The following is a 20,012-nucleotide window of genomic DNA, read 5'->3' as shown; positions in this document are numbered from 1 at the left end:
TCACCTCCGCCCCACCGGTCACGCATGCGGCTTGACACGATCATTGAGATTCTCCGGCCAGCCACCTCCGTGACTTCGTGTCTCGCCCTGCCCGTTTGGTGTCGCCCGCGAGGAGGAAGGCGGCAAAGGGCCGGACAGCGTCGGCCGGGGCTCACTAATCTCGAAGGATGGTTGTCCACCAGCCCGGACCCTTGTGGTGCTGCCCGCTGGGCCTTGTCATGGGAGCGGCGTACGAGCGCGCGCGAGCCCGCTACGACGCCGCGGAGCAGGCCGGGCTGGACCAGGACGTTCGTCTCGCGTACGCCGCGATGCTGGTCGCGTTGGTCACCTGGTGCGAGCACGACATCGACGCCCACGGCTCGGATCCCGGGCCCGTCGAACAGTGCCCCGTCTGCGCCCGCTTCGAGGAGTCCGCACTGGCATCCGAGCAGACGGGTTTCGATGGCTCCGCACTGACTGTCGAGGAGTGGGCGTACGAGCGCCGCGTGCACCAGGTCGCTCACCGCCTCGGCCCTCGGATCGTGACGCTCCTGGGCGACGTCGCCGCCGAGCCGGTGACAGCCCAGCTCGCGGTGAACGACATGCCGCCGGTGCCGTGACATGGAGCCGACGGAGGTGCGGATCCCGCGTACAGCTCTGGATGCGTTGGCTGCGGCGATCAGTGTGCAGACGGTCGCCTCGCGCACCTGGCCCGACGGCATCGACTGGTTCTATCCCGTGGGGACTTGGGAGGAGCCTCATCTGGAGGTCGCTCTGATGCCTGGTGGCGACGAGGTGTGGATGCGCATGTCCACCGATCGGGCGAGCACAGTCGTGTGGACCATCGAACAGTGGCTCGACTTTGCCGGGCGGCTCCCTGGCGCGACGCCTCCGAGCTCGTAGCGTTCTCGGCATTCGGTGCAGGAGGCACCGGGGGCGCCCCTAGAATCCGGGCATGACTGCCGAGACCGCCCACGCCATCAGCCCGTCGGCCAAGGAGGCGTGGCGGCTGGTCGGCCACTACCTGCACCGGCTTTCTCATGAGCTCCCCGAGCAGTGGCGGCTGCGTGATCATGAGGCATCGCAGTGCCGCGAGCGGGTGTGGTCACTCCCCACCGAGAATGGGAACGACGCACAGGTCGCGTTGTGGCTGCGGCTGTCCGACACCGAGGTGCCCTGTGACGATCCCGGGTGCGCGGCGCGCGAGATGTACCTGACGAGCGACGGCAGCGGGAGTGTGCCGGCGTCCGGACCGCTGCCCGCGTTCGCCCGGCGCGAGGGTCTGGGCTACTTCGAGTACCGGACGCATCCGCACCACGGAGGGTGGGCCTGCGACGTCGACCCGGTCTCGGTGACGTGGATGTCGACGGCGCTGGCCCTGTACGGCGGGTACATGCGCATCAACTGGTTCGACATGGGCGGCGCGGACTCGATGGCAGCGGGGCACTCCCTGTGGGAGGTCTCCGCCCACCAGGTCCGTGAGATCAGCCGCTGGACGGCCATCGCCGGGCCCGACGGCGTCCGTGACGAGGGACCGACCAACCCGGGCGCGACGCCCGTCCTCCCGCTCCCGCCCGAGGTCGAGGCCAAGCTCAAGGCGGCCGCGGCAGCCCGACGCTGACACACCATCCCCGAAGGGCAGTACGTCACGCGGCGAGGACTCCAGTCAGGGCCGTGTTGCAGGCCGTCGGCTCCGCCACCACGAGCACTGAACTGGCTCTTCCACATCAAAGGCGTGCTGAGGACGACAACCGGGCCCAGGTCTGCTCACCGTTCCCAGTGGCGGCGCTGCCTCCTCACGCAGAGGCGTCGCCGGCGCCGCCCTGTGCGTACTCGGCGCGCAGGTCTGCCACCAGGCGGGCGCGCTCCTCGGTCAGCGGCACCCGGCGGGCGATGAAGGACCCGTGGTTGCTCAGGGACCAGTCGTCACCGTCGTGGCCGTTGTAACGCAAGTACCAAGCGACACCGGCCTGTTCGTCCACGTGCAGCTCGTCATCGGGCCAGTGCTGGTGCAGCGAGCGCAGAGCGCCGAAGTCGACCTGCACGGCGCCGGACAGGTCGGCCGTCTCGGGGATCTCGCCGTCCTCACCCCGCTCGAACATCTGCCGTCGCCGCGCGGACAGTGCAGCACGGCGCTGCTGCTTGTCCTCCTCGGCCAGGATGTCGGCGGCCTCCTCGGCGGTGGCCGGGCGCACCAGGATGCGGAAGTACCAGCCGTCCTCGCCGATCAACTCCGACGGCTGGTTGCCGTCTTCGCCCCGGCAGTACTCCGGTCGGCGCTCGCGAACGGTGGTGACAATCGCCGTGACCTCGCCCTCACCCACACGGTGAAAGCCGGGCGCGTCCTCGGGGAAGGGGCGGCGGTAGTCATAGAGGGTGCTGCGCAGCACGGTGCCCGCGACCGCCCAGCGCTCGGGGCGGGGGTGGAAGCGGCCCGGGACGCCGCGCTGGATCTCCCAGAGCTCTTCGGCCGGCGGGCACTGGTTCTCCAGGTGGCGGACCTCCCAGCCACGGCCCTGGCGGAGCAGGAGGCCGGCACCCGCGGGTACGAGGTTGCCGCACAGCATGCAGTCCTGATCCCGACCGTTCGCGCGGGGCGGCGGCGCGACACGCTCCTCGGTCGGCGGGCACTGCTGCGGGTGGCGGGCCTTGATCAGGGCCTTCCCGTACGGGCCGGGCAAGGCCGGGGCGGCCTCGTACAGGATGCCTTCGCCCTTCTCGAGCCAGCCACCGCACGTCCCGCATTCCTGCGGGAAGTCGTTGGTGCGCGGCGGCGCGGGCGGGCACTGGCCAACCGGGTGGCGGGCCTCGGTGTAGCCGCGGGCGTTGCGGACCAGGATCCCTTCGCGGGCGGCAACCGGCTGGCGGCACAGGCCGCAGGTGTCGGCGCGTTCATTGACGCGGGCCGGGGCCGCGGTGAGCTGACGCACCGGGCCGGGCCGGGCCGGGTGCTTGCCCACCAGGCGGCGCATCGTGCCGCGTACCGAGGTGCCGAACGCGTTGCGGGAGCCGAGGGTGGAGTCGCGCTCCTCCTTGATCGTGCCGTCCGTCTTCACGCGCCAGATCCGCACCCGCTTCTGGTCGCCGCCGGGCAGCGGGTCGCACAACACGAGCACCGCGCCGACGGAGAGTTCGTAGGAGGCGCCGGCCTCAAGCCAGTCCCCCAGGCAGCACATCGCGCCGAGCTCGGCCTCGTCCACGCCGCGCAGCAGCTTCCGCCACGGCCTGACCGCGCCCTCGTCCGCTGCGGGGATCGCGACGGCGTACTCCTTGTCCGGCATCCCGGCCACTCCTTCTCCACAGTCCGTCACCGACAGCATGACGACAGGCACTGACAGTGCCCTGTGGCCAGCGGCGATGCCCCTTGTCGCTGGGTCGGCCAGGGTGCCGGGCGGGACACGATCTGGCGGGAAGCCACCAGCCCTGCCAGTGGCGTACGGCACAGTAGCGGGGCGGAGCCGTCTTAGCTCCGACCCGCCACGAGCACGAGGGCAGTGATGGATCGCGACACCTACGCCAAGAACTTCGCCAAGCGCCGAGAGAGCGAACTGGACGGGCAGTTCCGATGGATGCCCCGAATGTACCGGGCCGCCGCATCACGGCTGGAGAAGCTGGAGAAGCAGGCCGAGCGACAGTTCCCCCGCGTCTTCGACCGCCTGGACCAGGCGCGCGACGCCGCCGGCGACTCCATCCCGACCTGGTGCTGGCTGCCTGTAGCACAGGTTCAGCAGGTCCTCGCCGACCACTACCCCCACCGCACCACCCGCGCTCCCGGCGCCACCGGATCAGGACTCGCCGCTCTGGCCGCATCCGATGCAGCCAGACTGCAGGCGATCGGAGCATGGCGAGCCGCGGGACGGCACATGATCAACATCCACGACCGTACGGTCCTCGAGCTGAGGAAAGCGGGCGACCGGATGCCCGCAGACCTGCCCCAGCGCTGGCCCCTCCAGGGCCTCTACGTCGTCTCCGAGGCACCCAACGGCGCCCTCGGCGCCTTCCTCCACCTGGAGTGGGACGAACGAGAGCAGCGCGCCGAACTGCGCATCGCCCCGGATGTCGCCCCCACCGCCGCCCTCGACCGCATCCCCGTCCAGCCCCTGCATCTGGAAGGCGGAACCGTGACCGAGGCCGCCCGCCGAACCGTGCTGACCCTCCAGGCAGGAGTCGACGCAGTCCTCGGTACAGAAACGATCCCGGACATCTCGCCGGGGAGCGCCGTCGACGAGGCGGCACGGATGATCGCCGAGAAGAACGCCTTTTGGGTAGCAGCGGCCGACTGGTTGGCCTCCGATCGCGTCACCCCCTTCGACGCGGCCGTCATGGCCGGAGCCGAGCCCGCGGCCGACTGGCCGCCTGCCAAGGCCCCCAGCACCGGCCGGGCCCCCATGCTGTGGCTGGCCGGTCCGGCCGGCTGACGCGTCGAGGCACGGCCCCACCACCAAGCACCCGCCAGGACAGGCCCTGCGCGGGCCAGCGGCACCGAGCGCACGCATCCCTACCTGTGGCCGCCGGCAGCGAGGGCCGGCCGCGCAGCTGTGGCACCGCAGGATCCGGCGGATTGCCGCTTCCCGTCCTCGCCGCGGTGCCACTCGTCGCGGTGGCCGGTGTCGTCGACTAGGCGCTGAGCCCGAGCGTCGCCTTCCGGGGATGGATGGTCAGTCCGCTGTCGGTCTGGCGGCCGTGGCGGGGTGCTGCCGGGGGGCATCGGCTTGTTCGGCGCCGGGCGCCACACCGTGGCCCGGCCTGCTGCGGCACGGCGCCTTCCCGTCTACCCCGAGGAGTTGGCGCGGGCCGGGGAAGACCAGATCCTGGAGGAACTACGCACCGCGCTGGACGTCCGAATGTTCGGTGTGATTGCTCGTGCACCAGCGGCAAGTTCTCGCGGGTCACCGACGGCTTCCAGGCGTTCGGCTTCTGACCCTCAACTCGTTGACCCTTTTAAGTTGCCTTTGATGTGCCTCGCGGGTACATTAGTGATTAACGGGGTGGTCTTCGACCCTCCCCCGCCCCAGTCCGGGACCGAGCTGGTCACCAGCGTCCCGGCGCCCCCGCAGTCCCCCTCGCGAAGGAGTCACCCTGCTGTACGCCGATGAGACCAGCGCCGACGAATTGGAAGCCGTGTACGCCCAGCGCCTGGATGTCGACCTGGAGATGGAGCAGATGCACGCCGCCGCAGATGACTGGCACGCCGTGCGCGATCTGGGCTTCTGCAACCACGGCTCCGCCGCCGGCTACTGCAATCCGCCCACGCACGAGGGGCAGAAGCTCCTCAAGCCCGGCCAGCTGATCTGCACCGCCGGGTGCAGCACGATCTTCATCAACGATGAGGACTGGTACCGCCAGACCAACGACCCGATGCTCAACCCCGTTCCCCTGCCCGGCCATCCCGCCGGCCCCTCGGCACCGGCCACCGAGCCCGAGCCGCCCCGCTGAGCGCAGAGAGCGCCCGGCCGCAGGGCCGGCACTGCTCCGCCGGTCTGCCGGCCGACCGATCTGCGTTCTCTGGAAGATCACTCGCGAACATTCAGGAGCACTGCGATGCCCGTCACTGACCCGGCCCCCTCCACCCCGGTCTGGTACCGGAATGGGGACGACCGACACGTCCTCGTCCATGTCGAGGACCCCAGCTACGCCATCGACAACGCCCGGTTCGCCCGTTGCGGAAGCCTTCTTGCCGAACTGGCGCCCCCGCTCGTCGAGGGCGACGGGCGGCGCCTGTGCCGCACGTGTGGGCTCGGTGACGACGAACTCGGCACCACTCGGACCTCGTTCCACCGCATCCACGTCTGATCCCCCGGGCCGTCCCGGCCTCGGCGCATACCCGCGGCCTGCCACACCAGGGGGCACCTCCTCCAGGGGAACTTCCCGGAGACAGGCGGCACGGGCCTACGTCGTCCGGCTACGCTGGGCGCGGCGCGTCCCAGGGGGCGCGCGCCCAGCGGCGTGACCCACCAGCGGCCGTGCGGGCGAACCGCGCCAGTGCGCGGCCCCGGAGAGCAGACGAAGTGTTCGCGCCCGGCCTGTCGGTCCTGTTGGCGCGCCGAGGTGGGCGGTGCGGTCCGCAGGATCGCGTCAGGAGAGCGCCGTGTCCCATACCCGTCGCACGTCCCCCACCCACTTCTCGCGCATCGCCCGTCGTCTCGACTACGAGACAGGCATGGGCTATCAGAAGGCCCTGTCCGCCGTGCAGGACAAGGCCGACCAGTTCATGCAGCAGGGCCCGCGTCTGGACGGTGCTGGCTGCGACATGGCGCTGCGGATGCTGCTGCGCCAAGACCTCGAGTTCTGGGGGCCGGGGATCGGGGCGCACATGTGGCCGCAGATCTACCACCCGGTCTCGATGACGCTGCTGCATTCCGGTCTGTGCCAGGACGCGATTCAAGCGGCAGAGCGGGCCCGCGACCAGGGACAGCCGGAGCCGTGCGGCAGCGAGTACGACCCTTCCTACCTCGCCGCTGCCGGTGTCGAGCCCCTGGACTACGAAGGCACCGCGGACGACGACTGGGACGACGAGCCCGAGGAGATCGACCCGGCGCTCCTGGAGGCGATCGACGAGCCCGACCGGTGGAAACGCCATGTGCTCGCCCAAGGAGTCCGGGCCCGCTTCCGTCTGCCCACCGCGCATCTACTGCCGCCGGCCGCCCGCCAGGAACTGCTCGGTCTCGACCCCGGCGAGTCGGCCGTGCGCCTGGAGCAACTGATCGTGGAGCGGCCCGCGGCGGCTGAGGCGTACGTCTGGCGGGCCGACCTCGCCCTAGCCGACGCCCGGGAGCACGGAACCGGCCGGAAGCGCGGCGCGCTGATGGAAGCGCGGCGCTGGTACGAGTGCGGCCTCGCCGTGGCCGAGGTCCCGCTGCACTTCCCGATGTACGGCGGCTCCTTCGACACCGGTCCGGTGCTGCTGTGGCGGGAGGAATCCAACCGGCCGCTGCTGCGCTCGCTGTACGGGCTCGCGCTAGTCGCACATCGGCAGAAGCGGTGGAACACCGCGGAGATGATCCTGATGAGGCTGCTGTACCTCGACCCGGATGATGAACAGCAGGCCGGCACCCTGCTGAAGGAGGTCCGGGCAGCCGCCGGAATCGTCCAGCCGGGCGAGGACGGCCGCGGCGGCTCCGGCCGGGGCGAGGGGGCGGGCGCGTGACGTCGGAGTGGAACAAGCACGAGCGGCTCCATGCGCTGCGGGCGGTGGACACCATGACGGCACTCCTCAGCGTCCCGGCAGGGCGCGGTGCGGCTGGCCGGCTCGTCGTCGGGCGCGTGCTGAGCGGTGTGCTCGAGGCCCTGGTGGATGGGGACCTGGAGGAGGAGGCCGAGCGCGCCGAGGCCGCGGTCCGGTCCCTGACCGACACGGACATGGCGAGTGAGGCGGCCACCCGGAACTGGATCGTACGGACCTTGCGCAGCCGGAGCGACGAGAGCAATGGGGACCTCTTCGTCGGCGAGCGAGGATGGGTCGATCCGGTTGAGCACGACGTCTGGGCGCTGCTCGCCCTCGGCCCTCTGGCCCGCCGCATCCGGCTCTGGTCGACGACGCTGAAGAGGGCCGCGCCCGACCTGGGCGCGACGATCGGGGTCCGCGCGCACCAGGTGAGGCACTGGGCGTCCGGGAACTCGGTGCCCAGCCCGCTGCACCGGGAGGCGCTCGCGCGCTCCCTCGGTGTCCATCCGGCATGGCTGGCCGCCGAGCGCGACCACAGTGCGGATGTGGACCTGTATCTCTACGACGGGCGGTGCCCGTGCGGGTCCGAGGCGGGTTTCACCCGTGGTCCGGTCGGCGGGCGGGGATTTGGCGATGTCGGTCCGGGCGGAGGCGTTGCGTGGTGCAACGGCTGCGGACAGCCTCTTCTGCCCGCGGGCCAGGCGACGCTGCTTGCGCTGCCGCTGATGCGGGAGACCGCCCCGCCGGACCGGTGGCCTGCCTCCATGGACTTCCGGGCCGTGTACGTCCGTGACGACCGGGATCTGGCCGCGCCATGGCCGCACGGGCTGTGGTGCCCAGGTGACACGACTCGCGAGCGCGGGCCGGTTCGCGTTCCGGGCCCGCTGACGGAGCCGCCGCGCACTCCGCCCGCTCCTCCCGCCGGAGCGGTGCGTCCTCGGGTTCCGGCCCCTCGGCGACGAGCGGGGAAGCCGGGGCCCGTGCCGAAGGGCGGGGTGGAGCGGACGGGCGTCGAGAAGATCCAGGCGTTCGTGCAGTGGGTCGGCGGTGGCCGGCGCCTGACCGGTAAGGGGCACCTCAAGATTGCCGACGCCCGTGCGCTGATCGAGGCCTTGGACACCGGCGACGTGTGGAATCCGGTCGAACACGGCTACCAGCACAAGACCCGCTCGAGCATCGAGATGCATCACCTGCAGCGGCTGCTCACCTGGACCACGGCCGCCGGGATCCTGCACGTCGACGGTGATTTCCTGCTGCCGGTGAACGACAGCCTCCGTCTCACCGACCATCTGCCGGCCCTGCAGAGGGCCCTGGCCGACGCCCTCGTCGACGTCGCTCTCATTGTGCTGTGGTGGCCGCTGGTTCTCTCCCCGCTCAGCGAGCGGAACGAGTTGGAGCACGCGCTCACCGTGATGTGGCGCCAGCTGGGGAACGCCGACGGCCCGGTTCCGGCGAGCGCGCTCGGCGACGCGGTGTGGGACGCGATCGGCAAGGGCGCATACGGCGAGGACCTCTTCGCCGACCCCAAGGGTGCTGAGCAGGCCATGCGCCGCGACCTCCCCAGCGTGCTGCAGCTGTGCCAGGACGTCGGCCTGGTCCATCTCCGCGACGGCAATCCGGCCCCCACGCCGTTCGGCCGCTCCCGGCGGTGGGCGTACGCGTGAACCCCACCGGCTTCACTCGCCGGGCGACAGGTGGTCTGGGGAACGGGCATCAGGGCCCTTCGAGGCCCCCGGTCGGGGCCAGGCTCAGGCCACCGGGTCCTGCCATCGCAGCCCGGCGTCTCGAATCTGGCGCACTACGGCGAGGGACGCTTCGCTCAGCTCCGCCGTGTCTCCGCGCGACTCCATGGTGAGCTGCTCGACGAGCCGGGCCACACGTTGCCGGGGAAAGATCCTTCCCACAGCGCTGCGAGACCCCGCAAGGCAGTCGCCGAGGTCGTCCACGGCCCTCTTCACCGTGTGGGCGTCGCCTTCCGCATGGGCGTACTCCACCGCGCGGGCACTGACAACGAGGCGGCGGCTCACCCGGCGGATCTTGGCGACGCAGCGCTGCGCCGCAATGGCGTTGAGGACGGCGAGCAGCAGCGCGAGGGCGAACAGGACCTCACCGTCCTCGCCGAGCTCGGCGATCGACCGCGCCCCGGCGACGATGAAGTTCACGGCGATCACGGCGCAGAGGCCGGCCGGGCCGAAGGCGCCGACAGCGAGGTTCGCCCCCCAGACGTTCGCCCCGTCTTCTTCCCGCGCCGGAACAGTGTGTGCCTGATCAGTGGTCTCAATGGCTCCCCCTCGCCTGATACTGCCGACTCCTTGATGGCGGCCCGGTTGATGGTGCGCTCGCGGCAGCGCTTCGCCTCGGTGGCGCCGCGCGGCTGAATCGCCTGTCCGGATCGGATCATCCCATCCGGGCCGCCTCAGCCGGGCAGGCGCCGGTGGGCGGATCAGTGCCTCTGCCTGCGCGTTCGCTTCTCGGCGCGGGCGCCCAGCCACACCTCGTACGCAGCCGCGGGCCGCGTCACGGCCAGGGCTGCGAAGAGAGCCCATTCGCGCCACCGGCTGGCGATCCACCGCCGGTGGTTGCGCGGCAGGGTCAGGTCCTCGACCCACAGGCCGAAGCGCGCCCAGGGCCGCAGGCGTCCCACGGCGTAGCCCAGGGCGAGTACGGCGATGAGGGCGAGGCTCATCACGCCGAGCCGCCGGGGAACGGATGCGCCTGGATCAGCTCGCGGATCTGTCGTATCGACGGAGCGTCGTGCCAGCTCGGCCGGCTCGGGGTACGAGCGATGCCCGCCCCTGCCCGGCGCGCTGAACCCGGAACGCAGCTCCAGGTCAGCTGGTAGCGCCACTGGGTGCCGCGCGCAGGCTCGTCGGAGGGGGTCGTGTCGCGTCCGATCACGATGCTCAGTCGCATCTCATCGGTGCCGTGCGGCGTCCACGCCACCGCCGAGCGCCAGCCGTGGTCTTCGGCATGCGCCAGCAAGTCACGGACCGTTTTGGGCAGTTCCCAGCCCGGCGGGGTGATAGCGGCCAGTTTGCGCTCCGCCTGCGCGAGTTCGTCCTGGGTTCGCTGAGCGATCGCCTTCCACTGGGCGTGCCCCTGGCGGGCGACGTCCAGGTTCCACTCGGCTGTGCGCAGCCTGCGCATGAGCTCCAGGGGCGACAGGTCGCGGTACTTCTCGAACGCCTGCGCTTCCTCGGCCGTTTGCGGCTGGTCGCGGTACTCGACGCGCTCCACGGAGCCATCGGGGTAAAGGACCCTCTTCACTCCGGAGAGCGGATACTGCGCGGCGATGGGATGACCTCCTTCGGATCGGTGCGGTCGGCCGGCTGCAACCGGGGACCGGTCAAGGCCGACGTGACTCGGGGGATGCTGCACAGCGGGGCGCCGGCGTCACCGGATCGCCTGCTGCACGATGTGGGTGCTCGTGGGCTTCAGGAGCCGACCGGCTTGCTGCGGACGTAGCACGCGCACGGGCCGTCCGGCTCGCAGTGGTGGTGAATCTCGCGCTTCGCCTGCCAGTTCATCGGCTGCTCGCCCGCCTCCTGGCGCTGGCCGCAGCGGCAGTAGCTGCGCTCAAGCAGGGGGTTGTAGGTGACGTAGGGGTGGTGGCGTTCTTCGCACCAGGTCTTCGTCGCCTGCGTGGTCACTGCTCGCCGACCTGGCGAAGGTGGTGCCCCACGGGGCGGAGGGCGCTGGCGGCGACCAGCACGGGCAGCGTGAGGGTGGCGTCGGCGACAGCTCCGGCGCGGACCGTCAAGCGCTGGGTGGCGCCGTGCGCGCGTTCGGTGAACCGGCCCTCGCGGACGCTCCGGCCCAGCGAGGTCTGGACAGTGAACGGCGAGAAGTAGACGCCGGCGCGGTTCACCAGCACCTCGCGCATCACCGTGACCGGAACCCCGGCGATCGCCACCGTGGCGATGTCGCCTGCCACGTCGATCCGGACGTGCCCCGGCTCCGTGTCCGGGAGGGCGGGCAAGGCGCAGCCGAGGGTGCTGTACGGGTTGTCGTCTCCGCCGCGCAGGCCCAGGGCAGGCAGTGCCTCGCGGAGGAGGGCGGCCGTGCTGATGCGGTAGGCGTCGCGTGCTGCCCACCAGGCGAGTTCGCTCGGCGACAGGTTGAATGCGTGCGTCATGGGGCCCTTCGGGGCTGGCGGCGTGCGTGATTCGGTGGCACGCGTTGGTGAACAGCGGCTTCGAGGTGCCGACAGCGGGATCGTGGCCACGGCCGGACCAGCGCCTCTGCGGGGACTCGAACCCCGTTCGCCGAGTCGACAACTCGGCGTCCTACCCATGAACGACAGAGGCTTGTTCTTCCCCGGGACCGGGGGTGGTGTGCTCCTGCGAGGATTCGAACCTCGATTCCCGGCTTCGTAGGCCAGTGCCCTATCCGTTGGACGACAGGAGCCGCGCACGTCTGGTGACGTACTGGTGTGTTCGGTGCGTGTGCGTACCCTCGGCGGGATTCGAACCCGCGATCTCCCCGGTGAGAATGGGGCGAGATGAGCCGTGCTACTCCACAGGGGCATTCCGCCGGCGGCCGGGGACCAGATCAGGTAGGGCCCACGGGGGCTTGCCCATCACCTTCCCCGGCCGACGGCCGGGCCGCCGTCGGCCCCTCCCCAGGAGCCGCGAGCGACGCGTGTCAGTCAGGCGGGATCCGCTGGGGAAGCGTCACCTGCCTGCCGACACGTCGTGGACGGGCGGGAATCGAACCCGCGACCACCCCAAACGGGGTCTCTGCCACTGAGCTACCGTCCCGAGGAAGACGTCTCCTCCTCTTCAACCCGACCGGGGATCAGCCGGTCAGGTCCGTGTGGCGTGCTGGCCTGCGCCCTCCGGATCTGAGCCGGTGAGGGCGAAGGGCCAACACTTCGCGACCCGAGGGGAGTTGAACCCCTGCCCCAGATGCCTCCAGGGCCGCTCCTGTAGCGCGAGCCTGCCGTGCGACGCGGATCGGGCCCTCTCCGCTCCGTACGGCGCCTGCGGGGTTGATCACCCCCACTGACTCTTCTAATTTACCCCAATCGGAGCCGTGCGTCAACTTTTTAGCGTCATCCGGTTCTGTTGGATTCCCCGGTGGAGATGCTGGTGGGGCCGAGTGGTGCGGGGCTAGCTCAGGTCGTACACGAACAACCAACCGGGCTCTACAGGCTCGACGTGCCCCACGAATGCGGCGGCCCGCCGGACGGCCTCGTCGCGCTCGGGCGACGGGATGAAGTCGCGTACCGACTTGCAGCTGCCGGGTGCGAAGCCCACGACAGCGGCCCCGATGACCACCCGAGATGGGTCCCGGTCTCCAGAGACGGTGAAGAGCTGCACGTCTTCGGCGTCACCGGCCGGCCCCTGAGTGCGGCGCAGGTCCTCCAGACGGTCATAGACGTGCAACCAGTCCGCTCCGGGCAGCTCGGCGCCGTACACGGCAAGGAACGAGTGGTCGAGGCTCATCGCGGCTCCTCCGATCCGATCTCCCGGTTCCGCCGGGTGCGGGGCTGCGGACTGACGCCGCCGCCAGCGGGTTCGTCACCGCGGCCTTCGCAGTCGGGGCAGTCGTCGTCGCAGCGCTCCTCGGTGCCGAGGTCGTGGACGCGGCAGCGCATGCAGGGCTCGCGGGTGAACGTGACCTCGCCGTCTTCGTACGTCTCGCCGATGTAGTCGTCGACGGCGGTGCCCTGCGGTTCGCGGCAGTGGCCGCAGTTGACTTCTCCCTCGCGGTACAGCATCAAGCCGCCTCCGCAGCACGGCGGGCCTGCAGGTCGCGTACGACGGCGGCGACGTACTCGGGGTCGCTGGTGTCGTCGTCGACGAACTCTGCGTGCACGCGGGCGACCATCTCGGCGATGTCCTCGACGTCCGCCTCGAAGTCGGACCGGTCCCACACGTCGTAGGCGCACCCGAGGAACCCCTGCGCGTACGCGTCCGCCGCATTACGGGCATGGCCGGTCCAGAAGTAGCGCGACCAGTCATCAGAGCGGATGCCCTTGATGTCGTACTCGTCGCCGGTGATCTTCACACCCTTGAGCGCGTAACCGCGCGTCCAGGCGTCCGCGTCGGTCTCGCCGATGAAGTCGGACGACACCCACATCACGGAGTACACGGGACGGTTCCACGCCCTGTACTGGGCGTCGGTGGCGAGGTAGCGGTGACGGCCCTTGCGGGCGCTGCGGGCCGTGACGCCGACCTTGCCCCACTCACGGGCGGACAGGTTGACGAGGCGACCTTCGAATTCGAGGTGCAGGATGGCCTCGTGAGCGGCGCTCCACTCCTCGGAGTTGGTCTCGTCGGCGATGGCGCGGGCGATGTCCCAGTGCGTCGCAGGGGCGTCCTGGGTGCTCATCCATGCGTAGGCTGCTTCGGCGAGCGTGGAGTTGGGCAAGTGCGGGGTCCTCACGGTGCGTTGCGGACTGAGTGGATTTCGATGCGGGGCGACTTCCGCGGACACGTCTCGTGGGCGCCAGCTCGGGTCGCAGGTGCGACCTCGGCGTATTGAGACCGGCTCGGCGCGCCCCGGCGGCGCGCGGCTGCCCTACGAGTGGCAGCCGCCTGGCGGCCCGAGGGGAGTTGCACCCCTGTCCGTCCCCCGGCGTGGGGGCCGCTCTACTGCTGAGCTACGGGCCTGCCGGACAGTTCGGATCGGCCGCTCCTTGCTGTCCGGCGCCATGGAGGTCGATCACCCTCCTTGACGTTATTAAGTTTACCGCAAGTGGGGGTCTACGTCAATTTAATAGGGTCACTCTCGATAGGGCTGACGCCTTGTAAGACGCCGTCACCTTGCGAGGGATCGCCCGCGGAAGCAGCCGCTGTACGGACCGCGATCAGGAACGGCCTGCACCGACGTGCTGCCGGCGGCGCGTCCGCCCCTCTCCCGGGCCGGAAGCAATGAGACTGCTTCAGACGGTTCTGTCCGGTTCAGGCCGCCCAGCCACGGCGGCCGGAGGAGAAAGGAATCCCATGGCGCGACGAACCGAGTACGACGAGGGCCAGGCCGCGAAGCGGCTGAAGGTCCCGGTGGCCTCATTCCGGTGGGCGCGGCAATCCGGGCTCGTCCCGGCGCCGGATTCCTCAGACCACCGGTGGTCGTGGACGGCAGTGGACGCGATGGACAGCGAAGCGATCCGGGCGGCCCTTCCACACGCACCGATCTCCGGCCGCGCCGCGGCGGACCGGATCGCCCTGGCCCTCGGCACCCCGAACGTGCCCGGCGAGAAGGCGCGGGTCACGTCGTTCGTCGTCCGCAGGTTGGTCGACCTTCAGCTGCTCACCGATCTCAGCGCGAATCCCGACGGGTCCCTGATCAACCCCGATCAGGTCGATGCCGTCTGCGCTCGCGACGACCTCGCCGAGCTCGTTGCCGCCAACATGCCGCTCGGCCCTGATCAGGCCGCCACGCGGCTGTCCGTGCGGCGGACCGACTTCGACCACATGCTGCGGCTGGGGTGGATCAAGCCGGCCGATGCCGTCGAGGCGCGATTCGGCACCTCGCGGGCGGGCGCGGTCGACGTCAGCCTGTTCCGCACCAGCGACGTCGACGACCTGCCGGCCGCGCACCCCGAGGCCGAATGGGCCGCTCTGCGCGCCCTCGGCAAGGGGCAACGCTCGCTACTCGCCTCGCTGCCTGCCGGCACCGCCTGATCGCAGCGGCCGGCGGCAGCAGGGGCCGAGTCAGGTCGTCCAGGACCGAAGAGAGCGGGCGACCCCGCGCAGGTCTTCCTCGCCCGCTCGGACCGCTCCCGCGAGGGACCACAGTTCATCCGGCTTGACCGCGACGGCGTGCCCGGACATCTGGAGGTAGGCGTCGGCGGCCGCGTAGCCGACGACGAGGTTGTAGTCCTCGAAGGGGCGCAGGACCAGGGCGTGGTGCAGGAACGTGGCCGCTCGGGAGGCGGCGTCCTCGTAGTACGGCTGCCCGGCGATCTGCTCGTGCCGGTGCGCGCTGCCGGTCCAATGGAGTGCACCCCAGTCGGCGATGCCGATGTTCCTGGGGGCGGCCTCCTCCTGGATGGCGAGGAGCCACCCAGGGTCGACGTAGACGATCGGGCTCACCGCATACCCTCGGGCGCATCCTTCACGGCCTCCAGAGCCGTGGGGACGGCAGTGCGCGCAGCGGTGAGGAAGCGCTCCTTGTTGGCGGAGTCGATCAGCGTCCGCTTGGCCCAGGAGCGGGTGGACATGCCCAGGCGCTGGGCATGCTCGTTCACCCCGGACAGCTCCTCTTCGCTGAAATCCACAGAGATTTTCGGCATGCACCCACCGTACAGCGCAATGCCTCCACGCGTGGAGGCATTGGTGGAGGCATAGCGAACTCTCCTGCAGCGCCTCACCGGTCACTGCACGCCGAGGATGCGCTGACGCTGTTAACTTGCCCTAAACCCCCTTGTTGAGTACATTGGATATATCTACGGTGTTCCGCGCCGCCGCAGCGCGCCACGTCACCGAGCCCGCCGCCGATTCCTGACCCTCGGGGAGCCGTCCATGACTCGTCAGACCAGTCGCCCGCTTGAGCACCACAACCTGCGGACCTCGGATCGCTCGCCCCGCGAGATCGCCACGAGCTTCCGCGACACCTTCGGGCTCGATCTCGCTCCGGACTACCAGCGCGGGGACGTGTGGACGGAGGACCAGCGCATCGCGCTCATCCGGTCGTGGCTGACGGGGACGCCGACCGGCGTGGTGATCCTGAACGACCGCACCACACCCGAGTGGAAGGAAGCCAACGGCTACGACCCGACGGACCGGGGCGAGGCCATGTACGCGTGCATCGACGGCCGGCAGCGCATCACCACCGCCTACCGCTGGTACGACGATGAACTGGCCGTTCCCGCCAGCTGGTTCCCTGCTGCCGACGTGACCGCTACCGAGGAAACCGCGGACGGCGCCTACGTCCGTATCTCGGGGCTGAGCAAGCCGGCCCGGCTGAAGTTCGCCAACCGCGCGCACCTGTCCGTCGCGATGGCCAAGGTCGCGACGGTCGCCGACGAGGCCGAGATCTACCTCCTGGTCAACGGCGGCGGCACCCCGCAGAGCGGCAGCAACATGGACAACGCGGCCCGTGTCGCGACGAAGGCGGGCTCGCCCCGGGCGGCCCGGTGACCGGCCCCGTCCGGCGCCCTCAGCGCCGGCTGTCCGAGGCCGAGCGCGAAGTCGTGCGCGGGGTGCAGAGCCTCCCCTTCCACCGCATGCTTCACCTCGGCCTCGTCGACCCGGTGCCCAATCCGTCCCCGATGAGCGAGGACGAGGGCGCCTGGGTCCGCGAGTACGTCTGGCCGGGGTTCTTCCATCAGATCGACGACGGGTACGCCTTCGGATTCTGGCGTTGGGCCTTCTGCGAGCGCGGCACCTGCTGGAACTGTCTGGCCGGACGCTGCGAGTGGTGCATGCACCGCCAGAAGGGCGGTCCCGACGCATGCGACAACGCCGAGTCCGTGCACAACCAGCACGGGCGGACCGTCGCCAAGTTCATCCCTCGCCCCGGAGGTGAACCGTGCGTGTGGTGGTGCCGGTGCCCCTGCCTGAAGATTGACGAGCAGACCGAGCAGCCGCCCGCGGACCCGGATCGGACCGCTGCGACGACTCCCCGGAACGACTCGCGCCGGGTTTGCTCCGGAAGCGGCCCCAGCGGCCAGGAACCTCTGCCCGGCCTGTAGAGCTCACTCCCGGGTAAGCGCAGGCGGCCACGGATGGCACCGTGGCCACCGGGGACCCGCGGAGCCGCTGCTCCTACTCCTTGGCCTGGTCCGCCGCAGTGGCCGTGGCACGCTCGCCGTCCTGAACCTGCTGCAGCCGCTTGAGCGTGGCTGCCAGGACATCCTGGGCGCCGGTGCTGTCCCCGGCGGCACCGTCGATCTTCACCCTGATGTTGACGTTGCCCGAGCGGCTGAAGGCGTAGAGGGTGTCCTCGCTGCGGCCGGGATTGGCGACGAGCACGGACTCCTCCCCCACGGTCTTCTTGAGGTCCTGCTCCTTGTCGGTCTCCTTGCCCCTCCACGCCGCGTACGCGTCCTTGGAGTTCGCGGCCGTGTCGTACAGGCAGATCGAGACGTCCAGCATGTTGTCCGTGGAGCCGTTGTGGGCGAACCAGGCGGAGCCGCCTCGTACCCATCCCTTGGGTGCGGTGGTGCTGCCCGATGCCGTGCAGTACGTGCCTTCCTTTGTCACGCGCTTGCCCTTGTAGGGCTCCCACCCCGAGATCACGTCCCCGGCGCCTGGCAGCGCCTGCGATATCTCGCCCTGCGAGAGCTGCTCGGTGATCGGCTTGTCCGACTCCTCCCCCGAGCTGTCCGACGAGCAGGAGGTGAGAGCGGCGAGACCCAGGAAGACGACGACGGCTGCGGTACCTGTGCGTGACATGCGCACACCCTAGATCGTTGCGGATCTACCCATCCCAGGAGCCATTCGAGTGTGACCGGAATCGCCCCCGTCGCACTGCGAAGCGACCGTGCCGCGCGCCGGCTTCGGCCCGGCCGCGGGTCGAACCTCCGCCGAGTGGGCGTCGGCATCATCTCCAGCTCGCGCCATGCGGCCGGGGCTGCTGGCGAACGCCCAGGTTTCGGTGCGGACTCTGTCCACAGAGGGACCGTTCGAGCATCGGCGCGCGGCCGTGATGAGCCGCGCCGATGTGCTCCGAATCGCCTGGCGGCGACCGGAGCGTACCTACTCGAGCAGGAGGCCCTGATGGGCAGGTTCAGGCCGAAGAAGCAGCGTCACAGCCGATTCCAGGTCGACGGGAGCCCGGTGGGGCAAGCCGACTTTGCGTCCCACGTCACTGCGGTGGCCGACACGATCGACGACCACGGACGGGTGCTCTTCTGGGACGACCCTGCGCTGCAGCTCGGCCAGGTCGCCAGTGGATTCGATCTCGCTTCCGGCGCCGTGACGGTCGATGCCGGTGAGACCGGCCAGTTGCCGGCGGCGTTGTTCGAGCCGGAGCGAGCGTTGATGATGCGTATCCCCGGTCAGCCTGACCGGGAGCAGCAGGCTGAAGTCGCGATCGAGCTGGGCATGGGCCGGTTCGGCCTCGGGTTCGCCGCATTGCGCCCGGCGCCCGGCTGGGCCCTGCACCGGCTCGTCGACGAGCAGTTGGAGCTTCGGAGCCCCAATGGAGAGGCGTTCTCCCGGATCGCGGTGCCGCTCAATCCCGCCTGGATCTCTGCCGCCGTGTCCACGGGGTTCGTCCTGTGCCTCTACGGGATCCAGCTCGGCGTGCGTACGCCGCCGGGGATGCCGGCGGAGCAGTACACGGACCAGAAGCGGCTGGAGGAGTTCCGCCGAGGTCGCGGACTGGGGTTCACGGCCGCTGGCCTCGTTTCCTATGTGAACAACCGCGGCTGAGGGTTGTGCGCCGCCCGTCGTCGAGACGGGCGGCGAACCGACTACGCGGAGCTTCTTGTGAGGCGCTGCTCCGGGTCGCGCGGGGCCGGTGCCGGGCCCCCGTCCCGGCGTCACCCCGGTGACACCTCTCGGCGAGGATCAGTGCGGCGCCAGGAGGCCAGCCGCGGCGCGGGACCACGTCTGTGCGGTGAGAGAGTCCACGCGCACGCTGACCGTGAGATTGCCGTCCACGGTCCGGCGGAAGACGGGGGCAGCCTCCTCCGTGTTCACCTCGACGGACAGTCCGCCGTCATCGGTGATGTAGGCGGCAATGCGGAGGCCGGCGAGGGCCAGGATGGGAACCGCCTCGCCGGGGGCGGCAGGGTCGGGCGGCAGGTAGAACGCGGCCTGGTGCATCTCGTGGATGAGTCCGGGGTTCAGGTGGGGCTCCTTCTTCAGGTGAATGCGGCCGGGGGCGGTGGCCGTCCGCGGGTCGATGATGTGTCGGGACGGCTCAGTCGGAGTCGGGCGAGGCGGGGCGCTGAAGCGAGCGCGCCCACGCATCGGCCAGGCGGCGGATGCCTGCCAGGGCGTCGTTCAGCGCGGCAGGCGAGATGCCGCCGGGACCGGTGTGCTCCATGAGCAGTTCCCGGAGGTCTCGGTCGAAGACGTCATCGGCCTCGGCGCGCGAAGCGCTCTGTGCGTCGGCTTCCCGGAGGGCGCAGGGGCGCCGGATGGGGCGCGCGAGTGCCTCCTTCCACACGGCGACGGCCGTACCGAGTCCGTGCTGGGCGACGAGGCGGTCCCAGAGGGAAGGGAAGGGGGCCTCCACCCCCTGCTCGTCGTCGTCCATCAGCGCCAGGACCGTGTCGGGTTCGGCGTCCAGGAGCGGCAGGTGAGGCATTTCGGACACGAAGGGGGCGACCTCCGCAGTGGCGGAAGCCTGTTCCGGGATGGTGGTGCGCCGGGTCAGGGAGGTACGGATCGCGTTGGCTGCGTCCGGGGTGGGGATGGGGCCGATCCGGGTGACTCCTCCGCCTGCCCTCGTGATGATGACCGCGAGCGGCGCGGCTGAGGTAGTGGTCACGGCCTCTCCAGAGGTGGGCGTGCTTCGGGCTGGGGCGTTCGCGGTCATCCGGCGGTGGACGAGAAGCGGATGGCCGCCTTCTTCGCCGCGCGCCGGTTGCGCTGGCGCTTCGGGCCGCCCGCGTGAGCGCCGCTCGCTCCTGAGCGGCGCAGGTTCTGGGTGGCAACGGCGTGGGCGCGGTTGCGGGTGTAGTCGCTCAGACGGGGCTTCATCGGGGGTTCCTTCCTGGTCAGCGATCCGAACGGGTAATCACTAATTTACCTCTAACCCCTCCATGTGTCAAGTTATTAGGGTCACAACGAAGGGTCACCAACGTCGTGCGACGCAATTAATTTGCCACACGCCCCTTACTCACGTACTTTAGTGTTCTGCGGGGTGATCGCCTCGCGGAACTCAACGCCGGACTCACCGGCCCATGGAGGTCCTTAAGAATGTGAGGCGGTCCGGGAGGGCCGGGTGTGGCTGATGGGGTGTC

General features: G+C 70.3%; 27 protein-coding genes and 4 tRNA genes. 12 read left to right on the top strand and 19 right to left on the bottom strand.

Annotated features, from left to right (window positions below):
- The first annotated feature begins 167 nt into the window (after positions 1 to 167).
- The 3 genes from ABEA77_RS31785 to ABEA77_RS31775 are packed head-to-tail and all read left to right on the top strand — an operon-like array spanning position 168 to position 1,600.
- Positions 168 to 599, top strand: coding sequence for a hypothetical protein (locus tag ABEA77_RS31785; protein WP_345655312.1), 432 nt, complete (start codon positions 168 to 170; stop codon positions 597 to 599).
- A 1-nt stretch (position 600) separates the two neighbouring features.
- Positions 601 to 882 carry a hypothetical protein gene (locus ABEA77_RS31780; protein ID WP_345655310.1) on the top strand — a complete coding sequence of 94 codons (282 nt, stop codon included), beginning with the start codon at positions 601 to 603 and terminating at the stop codon, positions 880 to 882.
- A 52-nt stretch (positions 883 to 934) separates the two neighbouring features.
- On the top strand, positions 935 to 1,600 hold the full coding sequence (locus ABEA77_RS31775; protein WP_345655308.1) for a hypothetical protein: 666 nt from the start codon (positions 935 to 937) through the stop codon (positions 1,598 to 1,600).
- Between the two features lie 175 nt (positions 1,601 to 1,775).
- On the opposite strand, the gene ABEA77_RS31770 is transcribed toward ABEA77_RS31775, so the two are convergent.
- Complete coding sequence (locus ABEA77_RS31770) at positions 1,776 to 3,260, bottom strand: hypothetical protein (RefSeq protein ID WP_345655306.1); 1,485 nt, start codon at positions 3,258 to 3,260, stop codon at positions 1,776 to 1,778.
- Positions 3,261 to 3,476: 216 nt separating this feature from the next.
- Here ABEA77_RS31770 and ABEA77_RS31765 point away from each other — a divergent pair, with 216 nt between their 5' ends.
- From ABEA77_RS31765 to ABEA77_RS31745, 5 genes are all read left to right on the top strand, one after another.
- Complete coding sequence (locus tag ABEA77_RS31765; protein WP_345655305.1) at positions 3,477 to 4,397, top strand: hypothetical protein; 921 nt, start codon at positions 3,477 to 3,479, stop codon at positions 4,395 to 4,397.
- A gap of 703 nt (positions 4,398 to 5,100) precedes the next feature.
- Positions 5,101 to 5,415 carry a hypothetical protein gene (locus tag ABEA77_RS31760; protein WP_345655303.1) on the top strand — a complete coding sequence of 105 codons (315 nt, stop codon included), beginning with the start codon at positions 5,101 to 5,103 and terminating at the stop codon, positions 5,413 to 5,415.
- Positions 5,416 to 5,520: 105 nt separating this feature from the next.
- Complete coding sequence (locus ABEA77_RS31755) at positions 5,521 to 5,772, top strand: hypothetical protein (RefSeq protein ID WP_345655301.1); 252 nt, start codon at positions 5,521 to 5,523, stop codon at positions 5,770 to 5,772.
- A 295-nt stretch (positions 5,773 to 6,067) separates the two neighbouring features.
- Positions 6,068 to 7,126 carry a hypothetical protein gene (locus tag ABEA77_RS31750; RefSeq protein WP_345655299.1) on the top strand — a complete coding sequence of 353 codons (1,059 nt, stop codon included), beginning with the start codon at positions 6,068 to 6,070 and terminating at the stop codon, positions 7,124 to 7,126.
- Positions 7,123 to 8,808, top strand: coding sequence for a helix-turn-helix domain-containing protein (locus tag ABEA77_RS31745; RefSeq protein ID WP_345655297.1), 1,686 nt, complete (start codon positions 7,123 to 7,125; stop codon positions 8,806 to 8,808). The genes ABEA77_RS31750 and ABEA77_RS31745 overlap by 4 nt, the downstream gene beginning before the upstream one ends.
- 84 nt (positions 8,809 to 8,892) lie before the next feature.
- On the opposite strand, the gene ABEA77_RS31740 is transcribed toward ABEA77_RS31745, so the two are convergent.
- From ABEA77_RS31740 to ABEA77_RS31685, 12 genes are all read right to left on the bottom strand, one after another.
- Positions 8,893 to 9,315, bottom strand: coding sequence for a hypothetical protein (locus ABEA77_RS31740; protein WP_345655295.1), 423 nt, complete (start codon positions 9,313 to 9,315; stop codon positions 8,893 to 8,895).
- 272 nt (positions 9,316 to 9,587) lie between these two features.
- Positions 9,588 to 9,830 (bottom strand): hypothetical protein, encoded by a 243-nt coding sequence (locus ABEA77_RS31735; RefSeq protein ID WP_060880794.1) that lies wholly within the window; start codon positions 9,828 to 9,830, stop codon positions 9,588 to 9,590.
- The gene (locus tag ABEA77_RS31730) at positions 9,830 to 10,381 is read right to left on the bottom strand and encodes a hypothetical protein (protein WP_345655293.1); all 552 of its coding nucleotides are present in this window, start codon (positions 10,379 to 10,381) and stop codon (positions 9,830 to 9,832) included. The genes ABEA77_RS31735 and ABEA77_RS31730 overlap by 1 nt, the downstream gene beginning before the upstream one ends.
- Positions 10,382 to 10,578: 197 nt before the next feature.
- Entirely contained in the window at positions 10,579 to 10,794 is a 216-nt protein-coding gene (locus ABEA77_RS31725) for a hypothetical protein (RefSeq protein WP_060880796.1), read from the bottom strand.
- The gene (locus ABEA77_RS31720; protein WP_345655290.1) at positions 10,791 to 11,279 is read right to left on the bottom strand and encodes a hypothetical protein; all 489 of its coding nucleotides are present in this window, start codon (positions 11,277 to 11,279) and stop codon (positions 10,791 to 10,793) included. The genes ABEA77_RS31725 and ABEA77_RS31720 overlap by 4 nt, the downstream gene beginning before the upstream one ends.
- A 101-nt stretch (positions 11,280 to 11,380) precedes the next feature.
- A tRNA-Asp gene (locus ABEA77_RS31715) sits at positions 11,381 to 11,451 on the bottom strand.
- Positions 11,452 to 11,479: 28 nt separating this feature from the next.
- Positions 11,480 to 11,551: transfer RNA gene (locus ABEA77_RS31710), tRNA-Arg, on the bottom strand.
- Positions 11,552 to 11,594: 43 nt separating this feature from the next.
- Positions 11,595 to 11,670: transfer RNA gene (locus ABEA77_RS31705), tRNA-Glu, on the bottom strand.
- A 585-nt stretch (positions 11,671 to 12,255) separates the two neighbouring features.
- Positions 12,256 to 12,591 carry a hypothetical protein gene (locus tag ABEA77_RS31700; protein ID WP_060880798.1) on the bottom strand — a complete coding sequence of 112 codons (336 nt, stop codon included), beginning with the start codon at positions 12,589 to 12,591 and terminating at the stop codon, positions 12,256 to 12,258.
- Positions 12,588 to 12,866, bottom strand: coding sequence for a hypothetical protein (locus tag ABEA77_RS31695; RefSeq protein ID WP_060880799.1), 279 nt, complete (start codon positions 12,864 to 12,866; stop codon positions 12,588 to 12,590). Before ABEA77_RS31695 ends, ABEA77_RS31700 begins: the two co-directional genes overlap by 4 nt.
- The gene (locus ABEA77_RS31690) at positions 12,866 to 13,519 is read right to left on the bottom strand and encodes a hypothetical protein (RefSeq protein ID WP_345655288.1); all 654 of its coding nucleotides are present in this window, start codon (positions 13,517 to 13,519) and stop codon (positions 12,866 to 12,868) included. The genes ABEA77_RS31695 and ABEA77_RS31690 overlap by 1 nt, the downstream gene beginning before the upstream one ends.
- A 168-nt stretch (positions 13,520 to 13,687) precedes the next feature.
- Positions 13,688 to 13,760: transfer RNA gene (locus ABEA77_RS31685), tRNA-Ala, on the bottom strand.
- Between the two features lie 334 nt (positions 13,761 to 14,094).
- On the opposite strand from ABEA77_RS31685, the gene ABEA77_RS31680 reads away from it, so the two are divergent.
- Positions 14,095 to 14,775, top strand: a complete 681-nt coding sequence (locus ABEA77_RS31680) for a hypothetical protein (protein ID WP_345655286.1) — start codon at positions 14,095 to 14,097, stop codon at positions 14,773 to 14,775.
- A gap of 30 nt (positions 14,776 to 14,805) precedes the next feature.
- On the opposite strand, the gene ABEA77_RS31675 is transcribed toward ABEA77_RS31680, so the two are convergent.
- Positions 14,806 to 15,186: a hypothetical protein gene (locus ABEA77_RS31675; RefSeq protein ID WP_060880801.1), complete on the bottom strand. Its 381-nt coding sequence runs from the start codon at positions 15,184 to 15,186 to the stop codon at positions 14,806 to 14,808.
- Positions 15,183 to 15,386: a hypothetical protein gene (locus ABEA77_RS31670; protein WP_060880802.1), complete on the bottom strand. Its 204-nt coding sequence runs from the start codon at positions 15,384 to 15,386 to the stop codon at positions 15,183 to 15,185. The genes ABEA77_RS31675 and ABEA77_RS31670 overlap by 4 nt, the downstream gene beginning before the upstream one ends.
- Positions 15,387 to 15,615: 229 nt before the next feature.
- On the opposite strand from ABEA77_RS31670, the gene ABEA77_RS31665 reads away from it, so the two are divergent.
- Positions 15,616 to 16,233 carry a DUF262 domain-containing protein gene (locus tag ABEA77_RS31665; protein ID WP_345655284.1) on the top strand — a complete coding sequence of 206 codons (618 nt, stop codon included), beginning with the start codon at positions 15,616 to 15,618 and terminating at the stop codon, positions 16,231 to 16,233.
- Positions 16,230 to 16,787, top strand: coding sequence for a DUF6248 family natural product biosynthesis protein (locus ABEA77_RS31660; RefSeq protein ID WP_060880804.1), 558 nt, complete (start codon positions 16,230 to 16,232; stop codon positions 16,785 to 16,787). The genes ABEA77_RS31665 and ABEA77_RS31660 overlap by 4 nt, the downstream gene beginning before the upstream one ends.
- Positions 16,788 to 16,860: 73 nt before the next feature.
- Here ABEA77_RS31660 and ABEA77_RS31655 read toward each other — a convergent pair whose 3' ends face one another.
- The gene (locus tag ABEA77_RS31655; protein ID WP_345655282.1) at positions 16,861 to 17,490 is read right to left on the bottom strand and encodes a hypothetical protein; all 630 of its coding nucleotides are present in this window, start codon (positions 17,488 to 17,490) and stop codon (positions 16,861 to 16,863) included.
- 324 nt (positions 17,491 to 17,814) lie between these two features.
- Between ABEA77_RS31655 and ABEA77_RS31650 the strand changes: the two genes are divergently transcribed.
- Entirely contained in the window at positions 17,815 to 18,471 is a 657-nt protein-coding gene (locus ABEA77_RS31650; RefSeq protein ID WP_060880806.1) for a hypothetical protein, read from the top strand.
- Positions 18,472 to 18,609: 138 nt separating this feature from the next.
- On the opposite strand, the gene ABEA77_RS31645 is transcribed toward ABEA77_RS31650, so the two are convergent.
- The 3 genes from ABEA77_RS31645 to ABEA77_RS31635 all read right to left on the bottom strand — a co-directional run bounded on the left by ABEA77_RS31645 (position 18,610) and on the right by ABEA77_RS31635 (position 19,749).
- A complete protein-coding gene (locus ABEA77_RS31645; RefSeq protein WP_345655279.1) occupies positions 18,610 to 18,867 on the bottom strand; it encodes a hypothetical protein in 258 nt (85 codons plus the stop codon).
- A 97-nt stretch (positions 18,868 to 18,964) separates the two neighbouring features.
- Complete coding sequence (locus ABEA77_RS31640) at positions 18,965 to 19,537, bottom strand: hypothetical protein (RefSeq protein ID WP_345655277.1); 573 nt, start codon at positions 19,535 to 19,537, stop codon at positions 18,965 to 18,967.
- A 44-nt stretch (positions 19,538 to 19,581) separates the two neighbouring features.
- A complete protein-coding gene (locus ABEA77_RS31635; RefSeq protein ID WP_164992629.1) occupies positions 19,582 to 19,749 on the bottom strand; it encodes a hypothetical protein in 168 nt (55 codons plus the stop codon).
- Positions 19,750 to 20,012: the final 263 nt, after the last annotated feature.

It is taken from the genome of Streptomyces tremellae, assembly GCF_039540215.1.
GTDB classification, from domain to species: domain Bacteria; phylum Actinomycetota; class Actinomycetes; order Streptomycetales; family Streptomycetaceae; genus Streptomyces; species Streptomyces tremellae.
Note: the sequence above shows the minus strand (reverse complement) of the source record. Positions and strands in the feature narration are given on the sequence as shown.

What these genes read in the sequence shown, in the direction of transcription:
- ABEA77_RS31785 (WP_345655312.1), top strand. Translation starts at nt 168, where the DNA reads ATGGTTGTCCACCAGCCCGGACCCTTGTGGTGCTGCCCGCTGGGCCTT.
- ABEA77_RS31780 (WP_345655310.1), top strand. Translation starts at nt 601, where the DNA reads ATGGAGCCGACGGAGGTGCGGATCCCGCGTACAGCTCTGGATGCGTTG.
- ABEA77_RS31775 (WP_345655308.1), top strand. Translation starts at nt 935, where the DNA reads ATGACTGCCGAGACCGCCCACGCCATCAGCCCGTCGGCCAAGGAGGCG.
- ABEA77_RS31770 (WP_345655306.1), bottom strand. Translation starts at nt 3,260, where the DNA reads ATGCCGGACAAGGAGTACGCCGTCGCGATCCCCGCAGCGGACGAGGGC.
- ABEA77_RS31765 (WP_345655305.1), top strand. Translation starts at nt 3,477, where the DNA reads ATGGATCGCGACACCTACGCCAAGAACTTCGCCAAGCGCCGAGAGAGC.
- ABEA77_RS31755 (WP_345655301.1), top strand. Translation starts at nt 5,521, where the DNA reads ATGCCCGTCACTGACCCGGCCCCCTCCACCCCGGTCTGGTACCGGAAT.
- ABEA77_RS31735 (WP_060880794.1), bottom strand. Translation starts at nt 9,830, where the DNA reads ATGAGCCTCGCCCTCATCGCCGTACTCGCCCTGGGCTACGCCGTGGGA.
- ABEA77_RS31720 (WP_345655290.1), bottom strand. Translation starts at nt 11,279, where the DNA reads ATGACGCACGCATTCAACCTGTCGCCGAGCGAACTCGCCTGGTGGGCA.
- ABEA77_RS31700 (WP_060880798.1), bottom strand. Translation starts at nt 12,591, where the DNA reads ATGAGCCTCGACCACTCGTTCCTTGCCGTGTACGGCGCCGAGCTGCCC.
- ABEA77_RS31695 (WP_060880799.1), bottom strand. Translation starts at nt 12,866, where the DNA reads ATGCTGTACCGCGAGGGAGAAGTCAACTGCGGCCACTGCCGCGAACCG.
- ABEA77_RS31680 (WP_345655286.1), top strand. Translation starts at nt 14,095, where the DNA reads ATGGCGCGACGAACCGAGTACGACGAGGGCCAGGCCGCGAAGCGGCTG.
- ABEA77_RS31670 (WP_060880802.1), bottom strand. Translation starts at nt 15,386, where the DNA reads ATGCCGAAAATCTCTGTGGATTTCAGCGAAGAGGAGCTGTCCGGGGTG.
- ABEA77_RS31665 (WP_345655284.1), top strand. Translation starts at nt 15,616, where the DNA reads ATGACTCGTCAGACCAGTCGCCCGCTTGAGCACCACAACCTGCGGACC.
- ABEA77_RS31655 (WP_345655282.1), bottom strand. Translation starts at nt 17,490, where the DNA reads ATGTCACGCACAGGTACCGCAGCCGTCGTCGTCTTCCTGGGTCTCGCC.
- ABEA77_RS31650 (WP_060880806.1), top strand. Translation starts at nt 17,815, where the DNA reads ATGGGCAGGTTCAGGCCGAAGAAGCAGCGTCACAGCCGATTCCAGGTC.
- ABEA77_RS31645 (WP_345655279.1), bottom strand. Translation starts at nt 18,867, where the DNA reads ATGCACCAGGCCGCGTTCTACCTGCCGCCCGACCCTGCCGCCCCCGGC.
- ABEA77_RS31635 (WP_164992629.1), bottom strand. Translation starts at nt 19,749, where the DNA reads ATGAAGCCCCGTCTGAGCGACTACACCCGCAACCGCGCCCACGCCGTT.